This window comes from Vibrio sp. 10N.286.49.C3 (assembly GCF_041469545.1).
GTDB classification, from domain to species: domain Bacteria; phylum Pseudomonadota; class Gammaproteobacteria; order Enterobacterales; family Vibrionaceae; genus Vibrio; species Vibrio tasmaniensis_A.
Map to the genome: position 1 here is coordinate 71,573 of NZ_JBFRKT010000022.1, position 16,820 is coordinate 88,392.

General features: G+C 43.8%; 18 protein-coding genes. 10 read left to right on the forward strand and 8 right to left on the reverse strand.

Features of this window, described 5'->3' with window-relative positions; all coding sequences use genetic code 11:
- Positions 1-383 precede the first annotated feature (383 nt).
- Positions 384-830, reverse strand: a complete 447-nt coding sequence (locus AB4180_RS10355) for an META domain-containing protein (RefSeq protein ID WP_009846444.1) — start codon at positions 828-830, stop codon at positions 384-386.
- A 191-nt stretch (positions 831-1,021) separates the two neighbouring features.
- On the opposite strand from AB4180_RS10355, the gene AB4180_RS10360 reads away from it, so the two are divergent.
- Positions 1,022-1,282, forward strand: coding sequence for a DUF1289 domain-containing protein (locus AB4180_RS10360; protein WP_017098649.1), 261 nt, complete (start codon positions 1,022-1,024; stop codon positions 1,280-1,282).
- 109 nt (positions 1,283-1,391) lie between these two features.
- Positions 1,392-1,559, forward strand: coding sequence for a hypothetical protein (locus tag AB4180_RS10365; protein ID WP_017099427.1), 168 nt, complete (start codon positions 1,392-1,394; stop codon positions 1,557-1,559).
- 74 nt (positions 1,560-1,633) lie between these two features.
- Here AB4180_RS10365 and AB4180_RS10370 read toward each other — a convergent pair whose 3' ends face one another.
- From AB4180_RS10370 to AB4180_RS10380, 3 genes are all read right to left on the reverse strand, one after another.
- Entirely contained in the window at positions 1,634-1,936 is a 303-nt protein-coding gene (locus AB4180_RS10370; RefSeq protein WP_032555230.1) for a thiamine-binding protein, read from the reverse strand.
- 143 nt (positions 1,937-2,079) lie between these two features.
- Positions 2,080-2,301: a hypothetical protein gene (locus AB4180_RS10375; RefSeq protein ID WP_009846448.1), complete on the reverse strand. Its 222-nt coding sequence runs from the start codon at positions 2,299-2,301 to the stop codon at positions 2,080-2,082.
- Between the two features lie 268 nt (positions 2,302-2,569).
- Entirely contained in the window at positions 2,570-3,808 is a 1,239-nt protein-coding gene (locus AB4180_RS10380; protein ID WP_102250604.1) for a DEAD/DEAH box helicase, read from the reverse strand.
- Between the two features lie 364 nt (positions 3,809-4,172).
- On the opposite strand from AB4180_RS10380, the gene AB4180_RS10385 reads away from it, so the two are divergent.
- Entirely contained in the window at positions 4,173-4,529 is a 357-nt protein-coding gene (locus tag AB4180_RS10385) for a PilZ domain-containing protein (RefSeq protein ID WP_102250603.1), read from the forward strand.
- A gap of 138 nt (positions 4,530-4,667) precedes the next feature.
- Here the strand turns inward: AB4180_RS10385 and AB4180_RS10390 are convergent, their stop codons facing one another.
- Positions 4,668-5,792 (reverse strand): M14-type cytosolic carboxypeptidase, encoded by a 1,125-nt coding sequence (locus tag AB4180_RS10390; RefSeq protein WP_041472773.1) that lies wholly within the window; start codon positions 5,790-5,792, stop codon positions 4,668-4,670.
- Positions 5,793-5,944: 152 nt separating this feature from the next.
- A complete protein-coding gene (locus AB4180_RS10395; protein WP_065679126.1) occupies positions 5,945-6,220 on the reverse strand; it encodes a nitrogenase-stabilizing/protective protein NifW in 276 nt (91 codons plus the stop codon).
- A gap of 316 nt (positions 6,221-6,536) precedes the next feature.
- Between AB4180_RS10395 and AB4180_RS10400 the strand changes: the two genes are divergently transcribed.
- The 3 genes from AB4180_RS10400 (at position 6,537) to AB4180_RS10410 (ending at position 10,457) form a co-directional block, all read left to right on the forward strand.
- A complete protein-coding gene (locus tag AB4180_RS10400; protein WP_102250602.1) occupies positions 6,537-7,631 on the forward strand; it encodes a NapC/NirT family cytochrome c in 1,095 nt (364 codons plus the stop codon).
- 20 nt (positions 7,632-7,651) lie between these two features.
- On the forward strand, positions 7,652-10,099 hold the full coding sequence (locus AB4180_RS10405) for a molybdopterin guanine dinucleotide-containing S/N-oxide reductase (RefSeq protein WP_029225303.1): 2,448 nt from the start codon (positions 7,652-7,654) through the stop codon (positions 10,097-10,099).
- A 145-nt stretch (positions 10,100-10,244) separates the two neighbouring features.
- Positions 10,245-10,457: a TIGR02450 family Trp-rich protein gene (locus AB4180_RS10410; protein WP_009846453.1), complete on the forward strand. Its 213-nt coding sequence runs from the start codon at positions 10,245-10,247 to the stop codon at positions 10,455-10,457.
- Positions 10,458-10,495: 38 nt separating this feature from the next.
- On the opposite strand, the gene AB4180_RS10415 is transcribed toward AB4180_RS10410, so the two are convergent.
- On the reverse strand, positions 10,496-11,233 hold the full coding sequence (locus tag AB4180_RS10415; protein ID WP_029223161.1) for an HAD-IIB family hydrolase: 738 nt from the start codon (positions 11,231-11,233) through the stop codon (positions 10,496-10,498).
- Positions 11,234-11,913: 680 nt separating this feature from the next.
- Between AB4180_RS10415 and proV the strand changes: the two genes are divergently transcribed.
- The 3 genes from proV to proX are packed head-to-tail and all read left to right on the forward strand — an operon-like array spanning position 11,914 to position 15,199.
- Complete coding sequence (gene proV / locus AB4180_RS10420) at positions 11,914-13,101, forward strand: glycine betaine/L-proline ABC transporter ATP-binding protein ProV (protein WP_009846455.1); 1,188 nt, start codon at positions 11,914-11,916, stop codon at positions 13,099-13,101.
- A 3-nt stretch (positions 13,102-13,104) separates the two neighbouring features.
- Positions 13,105-14,199, forward strand: a complete 1,095-nt coding sequence (gene proW / locus AB4180_RS10425) for a glycine betaine/L-proline ABC transporter permease ProW (RefSeq protein ID WP_009846456.1) — start codon at positions 13,105-13,107, stop codon at positions 14,197-14,199.
- Entirely contained in the window at positions 14,192-15,199 is a 1,008-nt protein-coding gene (gene proX, locus AB4180_RS10430) for a glycine betaine/L-proline ABC transporter substrate-binding protein ProX (RefSeq protein ID WP_009846457.1), read from the forward strand. Before proW ends, proX begins: the two co-directional genes overlap by 8 nt.
- 171 nt (positions 15,200-15,370) lie before the next feature.
- Here the strand turns inward: proX and AB4180_RS10435 are convergent, their stop codons facing one another.
- Positions 15,371-15,745 carry a nuclear transport factor 2 family protein gene (locus AB4180_RS10435; RefSeq protein ID WP_102250601.1) on the reverse strand — a complete coding sequence of 125 codons (375 nt, stop codon included), beginning with the start codon at positions 15,743-15,745 and terminating at the stop codon, positions 15,371-15,373.
- A gap of 142 nt (positions 15,746-15,887) precedes the next feature.
- On the opposite strand from AB4180_RS10435, the gene AB4180_RS10440 reads away from it, so the two are divergent.
- Positions 15,888-16,754, forward strand: a complete 867-nt coding sequence (locus AB4180_RS10440; protein ID WP_102250600.1) for a LysR family transcriptional regulator — start codon at positions 15,888-15,890, stop codon at positions 16,752-16,754.
- Positions 16,755-16,820 lie beyond the last annotated feature (66 nt).

Consider the following 16,820-nt stretch of genomic DNA (forward strand, 5'->3'; position numbering starts at 1 on the left):
GTTTGCTGGTCATTTCTACTGCGTTATCGGCTTCTCATGTAGGCTAGCTACACATCGACGCCTCTGCCTTGTATAAATACCCAGCAACTCGCTGCAAAAATCAGCTCGAAAGATCAACACGCCCTATTATTCTATCTGTTTCTGAAATAATTTCTAATTCAACAGTAAATTCAATCAATTACTTAAGGGCTCTTACCATCCTAGCAACAGACCGTTGAACTGATGAATTTATTGCACTCAAATGATAGATTTTTTAGGTTTATTGGAGGTTGGTACGAAAAGTAAGCGATGAGTGTCAGTTTTGAAGGAATCATGAGTGTAAAAAAGCAATAAAAAAGGAGCCACTAGGGCTCCTTCAATCAATATTTGGTTTCTCTGACTGATTAGTTTACCCAGTCACGAATTGTGTACGTTAGCGTGTGTACATCGTTTTTCAATACTAGCGTATCGTTTGTTAGTGTTACGTCGCTCCACTCGCTTAGAGTCGCGGAAACCGATTGTTCGATTTCCATTGCTGAGCCGTGACACATTTTCATGGTCATGCCCATTTGCTTAATGCGGAATTGACCGTCTTTTAGTTCGCCTTGACCGAAGAAGTTGTTACAACCAGCCATGCCGTTTGCCGTCATCTTTTCGCCGATCTCTAGACGAGGTGTCGCTTGGTGTTCGCTTTTCTCAATGTTCTTGCCATCAATTTGCGCAAGTTCCCAATTATGGTGCTGTAGATCGGTTGGTGTTACTTGCATCGCGTTATCACCTGTTGTTGTGCATGCTGCTAGCATCATAGGTAAAGCGGCTACTGCTAGTAATTTTTTTGAACTAAACTTCATATTATAAGGCTCCAAAGGAAAGAACGAAGTTACCGAATAAGTGTAACTTGATGGGTTCAAAGTATAGTTTACAAAACACTATATGTGTCAGTATAAGGTCATAGTTTAGTATGGATTTCATGAGCTAGGCGACAAATTAATCGCTTATTTTTGAGATAGTAAGCGTAATTTTGATTATGTAAGGAGGCGCGGTGGAGCAGCTAGAGTTTTTCCAAGTTCCAAGCCCTTGCGTGGGGGTTTGCTCAAGCGATGACAAAGGCTATTGCAATGGCTGTATGCGTAAAAGGGAGGAGCGCTTTAATTGGATGTCGATGACGCCGTCAGAACAGTTACACGTCATAAAGCTGTGTCGTCAGCGCTATAGAAGAAAAATAATGAAGCAAAAAAATTTGGTTGGTAAGTCGGTTGACGAAGAGGGAAGTACAAGTCCCCAAAGAGATCTTTTCGGCTAAAGAGGAAGTATTGAAATTTTATTTAACCTCGAGGTAACTATTACTTTACATAATGGTTGGGGTGTAATATTAAGGTAGGTACCTTTGTACCTGAAGGAGTGGTGTCGGTATGAATAAAAAGAACGGAAAATTCAAAAAAGAGCCAGTTAAAGCACTGGATCGTAAACCGATCGGGGCGAAAGATGACCCTGAAGAGGCTCCGCGTGATTGGCATTCGATGTCAGAAGAAGAACGAATGGAAATCCTTTCTCACCTTTCAGACATGCCTTTTCAATAACATCACTGGTTCTTCAGAGTCTTTCTTAAAGCCCTGTTTTCTTAAATAAACAGCTTTCTGAAATAAACATATTGCTAAACAAACATGTGATTCGCTTTCGTTACACCACGATGGTACGTGCAAAATGTATCATCGGCTTCGGTGGTTTTACTGTGAATTTTAATGTTTGTGATCACTTCTACAGCCCCTGCATCGTAGCAAGCTTGTTCTGCTTTTTTAACGATATCTAACAGTAGGTTGAGTTCACCTTTCATCGTGGTTTCCATAGCTCCGACTTGGAAAGGCACATCGGCAGCTTTCACAACTTCAATTGCTTTATCAACCACTTCGAAGTTGTTGCCTTCTTTAACGCGAGGGATCACTTGGAAGGCAACCATCACTTCTTTTTCTCTTTTTAACTCAGGCACTTTCTGCTTACTCTTGGATAGGGAATTGTTGCAGATGATAGGTTAATACGGATATTAATTCTACAGCTAACGATGCTGTTCTATCGACTATATCAGTGACTAGAGATATAGGCTTACTTGCTACCCCAATGGTCGCTAACCCAACCACCAATATGCTCATCAAAATGACTGCCACTGAATCTCTGGTTACGTTCCACCGAGGTATCACAGTCATCTTTGTTGTCTATTAGGTTTTGTATGTAGTTTGCCATCGGGTCATTAGAACGCTGACGATCTCGGCGAGTAGCCACTTCCTTAATCAGTTGTAATCGATATGTAGAGCTTGCACGTTTCATTTCAATGACCTCCCGGTTTTTAGACACTAATAGAAAAATCTAGTTGTCAGATATAGGGGCGTCAACGTGATTTTAGAGTATTTTTTTTGAGCAACCAAGAATCAATACCTTGGCATCATAATTCATAAAAGTGTCATTTAGGTTGGCATCTTTATGGAGGTTTGAGGGCATAAGTTTGTATTTTGGTCCTGCTAATATGAGATCAACCATAAAAAAGCCCAGTGCAAACTGGGCTATTCGATTTTCTGTGGTTACTTTGAATAACAGGTTATTTCGAAGAACTTGGTTTGCTCTTAAATTGCTTAACACTCTTCTTTTTTGCGGTTCTTCGGTTAGCCATTTTGTCTTTAGGCGGACGTTTACGAGCTGTCGCTTCAGATGCAGGTTTGTCTGTAACTGGGAAGCCTTCCAACGCTTGTAGCATAAGCGGTTTATTGGTCAGAGTACGAATTGCATTCAGGTAGTCAGTTTCGCTGTGGCTAACCAGAGAGATCGCGCTGCCAGTACTTCCTGCTCTTGCTGTGCGACCAACTCGGTGTACGTAAGTCGCCGAATGCGATGGCAAATCAAAGTTAATTACGACAGGTAGTTGATCAATATGGATGCCTCTAGCCATAACGTCGGTGGCGATAAGCGCACGAGTCTTGCCATTTTTGAAACTCTCTAATGCTTGCTCTCGCTCTTCTTGGCTCTTATTTCCGTGTAGCGCATTCACACTTATTTTGGCTTTACTCAATCGCTTGGTTAATGCATCTGCATTGTCTTTTGCGCCAATAAATACCAATACCTGCGACCATGCGTGCTGATTGAGTAGGGCGATCAGCGCTTGAGCTTTACTGCCTTTGTTCACTAAGTACAGAGTTTCTTCAATAGCCGCGACCACACTGTTTTCTTGATGCGTCGTGACCTTTACTGGATTAACAAGAAGCGCTTCAGTCTGACTGATCAGCTCTTTTGGCAGCGTAGCCGAAAACAGCAGTGTTTGATGCTTTTTAGGAAGAGCAGAAATAATGGTTTGAACATCTGGCCAAAATCCCATGTCGAGTAAACGGTCTGCCTCATCAAGAACTAAAGACTTGCATTGGGTTAGCTCGAGCTTGTTCTCTTGAATAACGGCATGTAGGCGGCCAGGAGTTGCGATCACGAGTTGTGGCTTTTCTAACAATTGCTGTTGCTGGCTCTCAATATCAACTCCACCAGTCAGTATCACCGTTTTGATATCAAGTGTGGTTGCGATGGGTTCTAGTGCTTTGGCTACTTGAGAGGCAAGTTCACGGGTTGGAACAATGATTATCGCTTGTAGTTCATTTACATCATGCTTGATGTTGTTCAGCAAAGGTAAGCCAAATGCCAACGTTTTTCCGCTACCCGTTTGAGCCAACGCCAGCACGTCTTTCCCCGCAATAATTGTAGGAATTACCGCTTGCTGTATCTCTGTCGGCTTATTGAATTGAGATGGGATCGCGGAGACGGTTTTTGGGTTAAGGGCTAGGCTATCAAATGACATAAATGAACCAAGTATCAAAAGGGAGGTGGAGTTTAACAGGACGTCAAAAGTTAGAGAATCAGTTTATCGGTGAACTTCAGCTTGCCCTTTAGTCTTAATATGGCGAAATCGAATTTGAGATAGACGACTTACATCCCATTTTTTATTGAATCCTAAAGACTATGAATATTTTGGAGTAAAAACCTAAAGCAATTGATCACAAAGTCGATATAATTATCAGTTATCCATTTGGTTGGCATCTTTGTTTTGAATCTAGCTTAGAAGTTAAAGGATGAATAGAGCCAACGGTATGGTGTGTTTTTGAGTTGTTTTACTAGCTTGTTTTTTAATAAATAGAAATAAAAATAGAGACAGGGAGTCATCGATGAGTGAAGAGTCATTCACCCAGAAACGTGAGTATTACCGCCTGAAGTACCCTAAAAAGGCGCGCCCAGTGATACGAATCAAAGATGAACTTTTTCATGTCAGTGAAGTTTCTGAAAAAGGCGTGCGCTTGATGATGAGTAACATCATCCCGGTCTATCGAGGCTTCTCAATGGCAGGCATTTTATGGTTGCATGGTAATAACAGCATTGATATTCGTGGTTCTGTATTGAGGCAAGAAGGCGATGAAGTGATCGTTCTGTTATCACAAGGCCCGAGTTTCAAAGATATGGTGGCTGAACAACGACACATTAGGCAAAGGTACCCGGTTTTCTTCGCGAACCTCAGAGTGGCATAAGCAAAGCTTCTAAACGCCTAAAACCCAAGTAACTCATCATTATCTGATATAAAAAGCCCAGCACTTTGACGAGTGCTGGGCTTTGTCATCTATATGAACAAACTACTTCTAAAGACAAACTAACGAGTTTGTTTCGTCTTATAGCTCGTCTACTGTTGCCCAAACCGCTGCTAGCATGTCGTGACCAAATGCAACACTGCGCTCTGGAGACCAACCGTACAGTTCGTCAGCGTGGCTGATGTGATCTTTAAATGGCATCTCGACAGTGTATGCCAAACACTTGAACTGTTCGCCGATCCAGTTTGTGCCGACGGTCATATTTGCTTTGCCCGGTTCGTCTTTATCGTAGCCAAATTCATCTTGGAACTCTGGCGTGATAGTCAGAAGAGCTTGCTTGAAGTGATTCTCTAGTTTTGCAATGCGCTCGTTGTATGAAGGTGTGCCTTCGCTACCAGCAACAAAGTTATATGGGATTGCTTCGTCGCCGTGAATGTCTAGACAAAGGTCAACGCCAGTTTCTAGCATGCGCTCGCGAACAAAGAAAACCTCAGGGCTGCGTTCCATAGAAGGTGACTGCCATTCACGGTTTAGGTTAACGCCAATACCGTTAGTGCGTAGGTGGCCACGGATACTGCCGTCTGGGTTCATGTTAGGTACAACGCGGAATACAACGCTGTCTAACAGTGAGCGGCCTACTGTGTCTGTCTCATCAAGCAAGCGTTGTAGCAGACCTTCGATCAGCCATTCAGCCATGGTCTCGCCCGGATGTTGGCGACCAATAACCCAGATGTTTTTCTTCTCTGCACTTGGCTCACCGATGGTTAGCAAAGTGATGTCGTTGTTATCTAACGTATGGCCCAGAGTTTCTAGCTTACAAGCAGGGTGCGTTTGAGCACTGTGCAAGAGATCTTGATGACGATCGTATGAATACGGTGCGAAGTACGCGAAGTACATTGAATCGTGTTCAGGAATGATATCAAAGCTTAAAGTGTCGCCATCGAATTGAGATGGAATGCGGAACCACTCTTCACGGTCATACGATGCAACCACATCATAATCTTTCCAGCCTTCAGGGTAGGCAGATGTTGCCAATTGGCCGATTTCAAAGTGGTGAGCTTGTTGAGCTTCACTTTCTAAGCGGAAATGAAACCATTGTGCGATTTCAGTTTGATTATCCGCTGGAATAGTTAGTTGAATGTTTTGTGGTGAATCTGCTGAAACGACGTGAATGTTGCCGCTTTCGAAGTTGCTGAAAATTTTCATTGTAGTTTTTATCTCGTAGTTGAGTTGCCGTAAGATTAGCACACTTTTTTTCGAGCAAACCACTAACTAAATCGTAATGAGATGTTATTTCAGCTATCTGTTTTTTAGCTGCCTACTTTTAAATCGACAGCTATTTAACGGTTAACTTTGAGCTATCGACGTTGGCAAGTCGTGCAACCACGACAGGCAGAGCGTGTATAGCGATCGAGTTTACTGCGTTGCACCTTACAGTACGCATTTTTCAGCGCTCTTCTTCCAGCAAACCAATCATCCGGCTTTGACAGGATCAGATAACCATTGAAGCGCTTCACAAGCTCTATTCTATTTTGGTCGATGAACTTGCTATCAAACCCAATTTCAAAGTAATCAAGGGCTTGTTCAATCGAAGTAAAACTCGCTATTTTTTGTTGGAACTCTGTTTGGTTCATGCCTAATTCAATGCCGTAATTTTGCAAATATTATAGGCGGGTTCGTTACTCCTTATCTTGATTTTAGTGCGATTTAAATAGGAAGGCGTGTAGTTATTTTTAGTTGAAATTTATAAATGAGATTGGCTTTATTTGTTTTGTGAATATCAAACCAATTGGTTGCGCAGTCACGGTTATAAGTGAGTTGTATTGAAGTCTCATTGCTCACTTTCTTTATTGTCAATAAAGACAATTTATGACGTGAATCAATAGTGACTACCCCTAAAGTATTATTCTGATCGCAATTGTTACTAATTGTTGAAGATGATTTCTAAACATGTCTATTAAAAAACGATATATCGCTCTTATTGCCGCTGTTGGTATAGGTATTGGTTGGCTAACGCTGGGCGGTACTGCAGCCGTTATGCACTACACATCGAGTACTGAGTTCTGTACTTCTTGCCACACTATGCAAATTCCGTATGAAGAATATGAAGGTTCAATCCACTTCAGCAATGCAAAAGGCATTCGAGCTGAGTGTTCTGACTGTCATATTCCTTCTGATCCAATTGACTACGTAATCACAAAAATTCGTGCGTCTAAAGATATTTATCATGAGTTCGTAACCGGCAAAATTGATACAGAAGATAAATACGAAGAACATCGTATGGCAATGGCAGAAACAGTGTGGGCACAACTGCGTGAAAGCGATTCAGCCACGTGTCGTTCTTGTCATACTTTCGATGCGATGGACAGCTACGAGCAATCTGAAGATGCAGCAAAAATGCATGAGTACGGACAAGAGAATAATCAGACTTGTATCGACTGCCACAAAGGTGTTGCTCACTTTGCTCCTGAGCCAGAAATGGACAGCGAAGCCTTTGATAATTTGATGGCATTCACCGAAAAAACAGACCCGAATGCGAAAGTCGTTTACTCAGCAGAAACCATCAGTATTGGTGACCTTGGCACTATTAATCCAACGGCACGCCTAGATGTGAAAAGTGTTGAAGGTACTGAGCGCACAATCGAGTTGCATGCTTACCAAATGAAGGGTGCAGAACAGGTGCTTTACTACGGCGAAGGTCAGCGCTCAATCGTTGCGATGCTGACAGACCAAGGGCAACAGAACCTTGACGTTGGTGATTTTAAAACGGATGCGTACGGCAATGAATGGCGAACGGCGGTCTTAACCGCGAACGTTGATGCGCCTGTACTGGATTCACTCGAGCCAATCTGGGAGTACGCTGAAGAACTCGACAACGTTTACTGCTCGACATGCCACGCAAAAATTGGCGCGAACCACTTCACCGTTAATGCTTGGGGCCCTGTTGCAAAAGGTATGGGCGAAAGAACTGACATTTCAGACCAAGATTTAGAACTTCTTACTAAATACTTCCAGAACCACGCAAAAGATGTGGCTGGCCACTAAGAAACAAAAGGGAAATAATTATGACAGATATTACTCGTCGCGGATTCCTCAAAGGATCGGGCATGGCTGCTGGTGCGCTGGCATTTACATCATTGACGCCGATGACAGCATCAGCTGCGAATAAGCGTGGTAAAGGTGTATTAACTGCAGGCCGCATGGGACCGATGTTGTGTGAAGTAAAAGATGGCAAGTTGGTTTCAACGACTAATGCTCTGGCACAAACAGTGCCAAACAGCTTGCAAACGACAGGCCCTGATCAGGTTCATACCAAAGCGCGTATCAAATACCCAATGGTACGTAAAGGTTTCCTAGACAATCCATCGGCGCCAACAGGCTCTCGTGGTGATGACGACTACGTTCGAGTGTCTTGGGATGAAGCTTATAAGCTGATCCACGAACAGCAAACGCGTATTCGTAAAGAGAACGGACCTGAATCTGTATTTGCGGGCTCTTACGGTTGGCGTTCAAGTGGCGTACTGCATAAAGCACAAACGTTGCTGCAACGTTACATGAGCTTGGCTGGTGGTTACTCTGGTCACTTAGGTGATTACTCAACGGGCGCGGCACAAGTGATCATGCCGCACGTAATGGGATCGATCGAAGTTTATGAACAGCAAACCACTCACCCTGTGGTACTAGAGAGCTCAGACGTTGTTGTGTTGTGGGGTATGAACCCAATGAACACGCTTAAGATTGCATGGAGTTCAACCGACTGTTCAGGCCTAGAGTTCTTCCATCAACTTAAGAAGTCCGGCAAGACAATCATCGCGATTGACCCTATGCGTTCCGAAACCGTTGATTTCTTTGGTGACACAGTTCAGTGGATTGCGCCGCGCCCAATGACCGATGTCGCAATGATGATGGGTATCGCGCACTCTTTAGTTAAGAAGGGTAAGCATGACGTAGAGTTCCTGAATAAGTACACCAGTGGTTACGATAAGTTTGAAGCGTACCTAATGGGTAAAGAAGACGGTGTTGAAAAGACGCCAGCATGGGCTGAAGAGATCACAGGCGTTCCTGCGAAACAACTTGAGCTTCTAGCAGACATCTTTAGCCAGAACCGCACTATGCTTATGGCGGGTTGGGGCATTCAGCGTCAACAATACGGTGAGCAACGCCACTGGATGATTGCGACGTTAGCTGCAATGCTTGGTCAGATTGGTCTTCCTGGCGGTGGTTTTGGTCTGTCTTACCACTATTCTAATGGTGGTAACCCAACACGCGATGCTGGTGTATTACCTGCGATTTCAGCTTCGATCGGTGGTGGTTCTTCAGCAGGTAACGACTGGGCAGTTTCAGGTGCGGTGAACAGCTTCCCTGTTGCTCGTATTACAGAAGCACTGGAAAACCCAGGCAAATCATATATGCACAATGGTCATGAACTGACGTTCCCTGACCTGAAAATGATTTGGTGGGCGGGCGGTGGTAACTTTACTCATCACCAAGATACCAACCGTTTGATCAAAGCGTGGCAAAAACCTGAACTTGTGGTTATCTCTGAGATCTACTGGACTGCAGCGGCTAAGCATGCGGATATTGTATTGCCAATCACTACGTCATTTGAACGTAATGATATGACGATGACAGGTGACTACAGTAACCAACATTTAGTACCAATGAAGAAGGTAGTTGAACCTCAAGGTGAAGCGCGTAACGACTTTGATGTATTTGCAGATATGTCTGAGATGATCAAAGCCGGTGGTCGCGATGTCTTTACTGAAGGTAAAGACGAAATGGCTTGGTTGAAAGGCTTCTACGATGCAGCGCAAAAAGCGGGTAAATCTGCACGTGTACGTATGCCTAAGTTTGGTAAGTTCTGGGATGATAACCAGCTTATTGAAATGAAATACAACAAGAAAGCTGCACAGTTCGTTCGCCATGCTGATTTCCGTAAAGACCCTGTGATGAATCCGCTAGGTACACCAAGTGGTAAGATCGAGATCTTCTCTAAAACAATCGAAGGCTACAATCTTGCGGATTGTCCAGCGCATCCAACGTGGATTGAGCCTACAGAGTTCTTTGGTAAAGCGAAGAGTGATGAACTTCAGTTGATGACAGCGCATGCGGCCCACCGTTTACACAGTCAATTTAACTATGCAAAATTGCGTGAAGAGTACGCTATTGGTAACCGTGAACCTATCTCCATTAACGTAGAAGACGCGAAAGTACGTGGCATCAAAACCGGAGATTTGGTTCGTGCATATAACGATCGTGGACAAGTACTGGTTGGTGCATTAGTGACTGATGGTATCAAACAGGGTGCTGTATGTATCCATGAAGGCGGTTGGCCAGATTTAGATAAAGAGACAGGTTTATGTAAAAATGGTGGCTGTAACGTGCTCACGTTGGATATTCCAACTTCTCGTTTGGCAAATGGTTGTGCTGCGAATTCTGCGCTTGTGAAAATTGAAAAATACACAGGCCCAGCATTAGAACTGACGGCATTTGATCCACCTAAAAATGGTTAATCTCTAACGAGAAACAATCACCAGAATAGAGCCAGCTTTAATCGCTGGCTTTTTTTATGATCTTTTTTGCGTCATAGAGACTATTACCCAGTGTCGAGTAGACAACTCATATTAATCAACGACATCACAGCGAGAGATAAGATCAATGAATCGAATCAATCCAAAGAAACTACTTCGCAGTAAATGGACGGCCGTTAGCCCAGTAAAGAAAGAAAAGCACTTTATGATCACTGAGGTCGAATTCGAAGAAGGGGAGGTCATTCGTTGCTTAATAGAAGCGGTGATGACGAAACGAGAAGAAGACATTAACTGGCGCGATCTAACCGATAAGGATCATTGGCTTCCTGGTTGGAAATAAGTGTATCAAGTCGAGGCGATCTGCTTGATACACTTGTATTAATTACCCGACGCAGCAAGCCCTTGCCAGTATTTAAGGCCTTCTAATACACCCTCTGCATGTGTTGCTCTGCTGGTGTATACGTTATCTCGATCGGACAGGTGAGCGATCTCAGGGTAATGATTCGCGACCAATATTGAATTTACGCCATCTATGGTTAGCATCGAGGTGTCGTTCGCTGAATCGCCAGCCACGCATACCTCTTCAATGCTTAACTGATGTTGTTTAAGTAGATGATGAATCGCTGTGGCCTTGTTGACACCCTTAGGCGTGATATCTAAGTACCAATCGTGGGAATAAGTAAGGTGTACATCTAAACCGTGTGATTCCAGACGAGATGCGATCAGCTCATGTTGAGGCTCTGAGAGTTTTCCTTCGAAAGTGATCTTGTATTCCCCTTGATGGCTCTCTAAGCGCTCTCCCATGAAATCGAGCGATGCAAGTGCAGACTCAACCTTTGACTTGTTCCAAGACGCTTCTAATTGATTGTGCCAGGTGTGATCCGGTGTTTGGGAGTGCTCGTGATGAATTCTCGTGCCTACGTCGCTGATAATCGTGTGTGGTTTCGGGTAGTTGTCAGAAGCTAAACCCACACGAATTGAGGGCAGTGTTCTACCTGTCGCGATGATAAAGCGGATATCCGGTTGTTTTGTTAAGTAGTTAAACAACTGATCAACCCCATGAGACGAGCCGCCATCAAGCGTTCCATCAAAGTCACACACCAGCATTTTTATCATTCTAATACCTGTCCTTTTATCCGTCCGAAAGAGTGTCCAGCCTTTAGATAAAGAATGGATCAGCAATGTGTACTCTACAAGTTGTCTTTCGGCCTGGGTAATCGACTTTTGACAGTTTGCAGCAAGTATCACAGTTGGTGTTATGTCTTCTATATCGGAGATGAAGGTATCAATCCGATCTGTGCCTAATTGGACGGACTCTATCCAGATTGCCCTTCATATGTGTGTAAAAGTCATTGGGAGTGCGCGCCTCGTAATGGTGTTAATTTACCGGTCTTAGTGGCGTTTAAATTCTCTTAATTGGTTTGTATTCGAATTATTTGTACACGAACTATTTGTGCATATTCTTGGTCTATTTGGCCTATTAATTGTTCTGATGTGAAATAAATATTCAATAATCTATCTGTAAGTAATACATAATGCCGCAGGTGTTGAGTGTGATTTAAATTTCTTTATTATCAACATTTTGCTTTGTATGGGCTTGATATTTGACCTTTGTTTGGGCTGGGGTTTTAACGGTTTTTCATCGGCTTTACAGAACGATGCCCCTTGATTTGCATGGGTTAATTGCTTAGAGTGCTAATCGTTTTTCGGGTTTAAATAACCGTTTTTAAGTTTAAATAATCGGTTTTGAGTTTAAATAACTATTAGTTTAGATAACTAAGAAAGGATTAAATTACATGGATCCCATACTGGAAGTTAAGGGACTGTACAAGGTGTTTGGTGAAGACACCGACCGTGCTTTTACAATGATTAATGAAGGCGCGAACAAAGATAAAGTTTTCGAAGAAACAGGGTTAACGATCGGCGTTAACGATGTTTCTCTTAGCATTCAAGAAGGCGAGATTTTCGTCATAATGGGCCTGTCAGGATCTGGCAAATCAACCCTAGTACGCCTTCTTAACCGCTTGATTGAACCTACCAAAGGTAATGTGCTTCTTCGAGGCAAAGACATTGCCCACACCTCAGAAGATGAGCTCCGCGAAGTCCGTCGCAACAACATCTCCATGGTTTTCCAAAACTTCGCATTGATGCCTCACATGACAGTGATTGAAAACGCCGCGTTTGGTCTTGAACTAGCGGGTGTTGAAGTCGATAAGAGAAAACAGTCAGCATTTGAAGCGTTGGAACGAGTCGGTCTCGGGCCGTATTCAGAATCTTACCCTGATGAATTGTCTGGCGGTATGAAGCAGCGTGTTGGTTTGGCTCGTGCTCTAGCATGTGACCCTGATATTCTGTTAATGGACGAAGCGTTTTCTGCACTCGATCCTTTGATTCGTACTGAAATGCAAGATGAGCTTATTCGCCTTCAAAATGACGATAAACGAACCATTGTTTTCATCTCCCATGATTTGGATGAAGCGATGCGAATCGGTGACCGTATTGCCATTATGCAAAACGGTGAGGTGGTTCAAGTGGGTACCCCAGACGAAATTCTTAACAACCCAGCGAACGATTATGTCGAAGCTTTCTTCCGCGGTGTGAATGTAGCAAGTGTTCTTACGGTGAAAGACATTGCACGTAAGAAGCCAGCGGCGGTATTTAAAAAATCAGAACATGACGGCCCAGCGTCCGCTCTACAAATCTTGATGGATAACGACCGTGAATACGGCATTGTTGTTGAGAAAAGCAGTCGTTACTCCGGCATTGTCTCTGTTGATTCCCTTCGTAAAGCACACAAAGAGAACAAATCACTCGTCAGTGCGCAGCTCGATGATGGCCTAACGCTGAACCCTGATTTACCAATCAACGATGTGCTTGGCCTTGTTGGCGGTGTGCCTTACTCCGTTCCTGTTGTGGATGAGCAAGGTAATTACTTTGGCGTGGTAACTAAGTCACGACTGTTACAAACATTGGATAAGGGGTAGATCATGTCGTCTGAACAAACAAATAATGACCCATGGTCTCAATCAGCTCCAGCAGCTCAGCCATCAAGTGATCCTTGGGGTCAAGCAGCTGATACCTCACCATCAGCAGATTGGTTAAGCAGCGAAACAGTCGAAACGACACCTTTTGATCCACTTAACCCTTTTGCAGAAGCAGTTTTGCCCGTCGACACTTGGGTAGAGTCTGGACTGAATTGGTTAGTTGAGCACGGACGTCCATTGTTTCAAGCAATCCGTGTGCCTATCGATTTCATTCTAAGTTCATTTGAAACGGCGTTGGTGTCGACACCTGCACCATTCATGTTGATCATTTTGTTTTTAGTTGCATGGCAGTTTTCGAACCTGAAGCTTGGTTTGGCTACAGCCGTTTCTTTGACTTTTATTGGCTTGATTGGCGCTTGGTCTGAAGCGATGACCACGCTTTCACTGGTCATGACATCGGTATTCTTCTGTCTGCTGATCGGCTTACCCATGGGGATATGGCTCGCCCGCAGCAATACCGCGGCTAAATTCGTACGCCCAATTCTCGACGCCATGCAAACGACGCCAGCCTTCGTTTATCTTGTACCCATCGTAATGTTGTTTGGTATCGGTAACGTTCCGGGTGTGGTGGTAACCATCATATTCGCACTTCCTCCTGTTGTACGTTTGACTATCTTGGGTATTCAGCAAGTACCGGAAGAGTTGATCGAAGCGGGTCACTCATTCGGTGCCAGCAAAAAGCAGATGCTTTACCGAATTCAACTACCACTTGCACTGCCAACCATCATGGCGGGCGTGAACCAAACACTGATGCTGTCGTTATCGATGGTGGTTATCGCATCAATGATCGCGGTAGGTGGATTAGGTCAAATGGTACTGAGAGGTATTGGCCGACTGGATATGGGATTGGCCGCTGTTGGTGGCCTAGGCATTGTTATTCTTGCAATCCTACTTGACCGCATTACCCAAGTTCTTGGGGTAAATGCAGGTAATACAAAATTACGCTGGTATCACATGGGGCCTGTTTCCCTTGTGCTAAAAGCTTTAAATCGCGGTAAACAATCAGAACTACAACTAAGGAAAAACACCAATGAATAATTCATGGAAGAGTAAGCTAGCCGTTAGCATCGTTTCGACACTGGCTGTATCAACGAACGTGTGGGCTGCAAGCTTACCGGGTGAAGGTGTATCAGTTCAGCCTGTTCAATCTTCAGTTGCTGAAGAAACGTTCCAAACACTGATTGTTAACCGTGCTTTAGAAGAGCTTGGTTACGATGTGAAATCAACGCAAGAAGTGGACTACAACGTAGCTTACACTTCTATCGCAAAAGGTGACGCAACGTTCCTAACAGTAGGTTGGTTCCCACTACACGCTGACAAATACAAAATGGCGGGTGGCGATGACAAATTCTACCGTGAAGGCCAATATGTAAGTGGTGCCGCTCAAGGTTACCTTATTGATAAGAAAACCGCTGAAAAGTACAACATCACTAACATAGGTCAATTGACTGATCCAAAAATCGCTAAGCTGTTTGATGCTGATGGCGATGGCAAAGCAGACCTGACGGGCTGTAACCCTGGTTGGGGTTGTGAGATGGTCATCGAACACCAAATCTCTGCATTCAAATTGGACGATACCGTTACTCACAACCAAGGTAACTATGCAGCGATCATCGCAGATACGATTTCACGTTACCAAAAGGGCGAGTCAGTTCTTTACTACACGTGGACACCTTATTGGGTAAGTGGTGTATTGGTTCCTAACGAAGACGTAGTTTGGTTAGAAGTTCCATTCTCTTCACTTCCGGGTGATCGTGCGAATGTTGATACTACTTTGTCTAACGGTAAGAACTACGGCTTCGAAATGAACTCGATGCGTATTATTGCGAACAAAGAGTTTGCTAAGAACAACCCATCTGCGGCGAAGCTTTTTGAAATCATCAAACTTAACATCAATGATGTAAGTGCTCAGAACATGATGATGAGTAAAGGTAAGAACAGCTCGGCTGATATCGAAGCGCACGTAAACGGTTGGATCAAAGCGAACCGAAATACGTTTGATGCTTGGATTACAGAAGCGAAGAAAGCGGCACTATAACGGTTGTTTTTCGTAAGCAGTCGATAACAGGCTGGAATAAAAAGAGAAGGCCGTTAGTCTGGTTCAGACTACCGGCCTTTGTTTTTCTAGCGACATAACTATTTTCTAGCGACATAACTATTGTTATCGCATTATTTTTTAAAGCGGCTTGTTCTTTTAAAAGCGAGCAGGCTAGCGTTCGCCTTGAACCTCAAAATCATCGCTGATTAAACGAGCGCAACCATCCGCTTCTAGTGCCCAGTGCTCACGATGCACAACACCAAATGCTTTGTTCATTGTCCAACTAGCCGTCAAAATGTAGCCTCCTTCTGGGTGCTCTTCCCATTTAACATCGGTGTAATCAACGTCTTTGAAGCCTTGGTCGATGATGTTTTGCCAAAATGCTTGAATCGCTTCACGACCTTCAAAAGTGCCAAATGGACGCGCTTCCATTACACAGCTTTCAGCATATTGATTCGCACAACCTTTCGCATCTTGGCTGTTGAATGCTTTCTGCCACGCGTTAATGCCTTGCTTACATGCTTCTAAAATTTGGTTGTCTAACATTGTCTTTCTCCATAACAGTCTTCTTTCAAACACTGTGTCTTTGATTTGGGTGTCTCGATAAGTTGGATTCAGTTTAGCCTTGGAAATTAAGTTGAAAAACAGAGATAATAGAAAATACTGTGTGTAAAAAGAGAACAATAAGATGAGTAAGCTAAAGCAGATGTCGATTTTCGCTCACATCGTAGAGCAGGGCTCAGTATCAGCTGCGGCTGAAAAGCTTGAGTTATCCAAGTCCGTCGTCAGTCAGCACCTCAAAATTCTGGAACAAGAACTAGGTGCTTCACTTCTCAAACGCACAACACGGAGGCAATCTCTGACCAGTATGGGTGAGCGTTTTTATTTAAGCTGCAAAGACATCAACGTGATTGCTGACTCGGCTTGGGATATGGCCAAAGCTGAGCTAGAAGAGCCACAAGGTCGGATTCGTATTACTGCACCGAATGCTCTTATGGACTTGCTCGTTGCCCCTGTTGTCGCAGATCTAATGAAGCAATATCCCAAGCTAAAACCCGAGCTTATAAGCGATGATCAGCACTTAGATTTCATGGAACACGATATTGATCTCGCAGTACGAGTAGGAACTTCTCGTGACAGTAACCTAAAGCAGAAACGCTTGGGCGAGTTTAAAGACGTGTTGTGTGGCGTTGAAAGCATGCGTTCTCGTGAGCTTGAATCTATTCCTTACATTGCTAACTCATGGCAAGGTAAGCAAGTCTCTCATCACTTTACTTCTCAAACAGATCAAAACTTTATTTACCAACAACAAGCAAGCTGCACTACGAACTCCTTTCATAGTTGTCTCGCGTTGATCAAATCTGGTGTCGGTATCGGTGTGATCCCAGACTTCTACCTATCTCAGTTATCGAATGAGGTTATCGACATCATGCCTAGCTTTCAATTACCCACTAACACGGTTTATGCATTGAATCCATTCGCTTCAAACACACCGATTGCCATCAAACTTTGCGTCCAAGCGCTGGAAGAGAAGCTCAAACAGAACTTTGTTTAAAACCAATTCGATAAGTCAGTGATTTAGTAAAGAGGCTTAAAACCAAACTTGCCTAATAGATTGCCC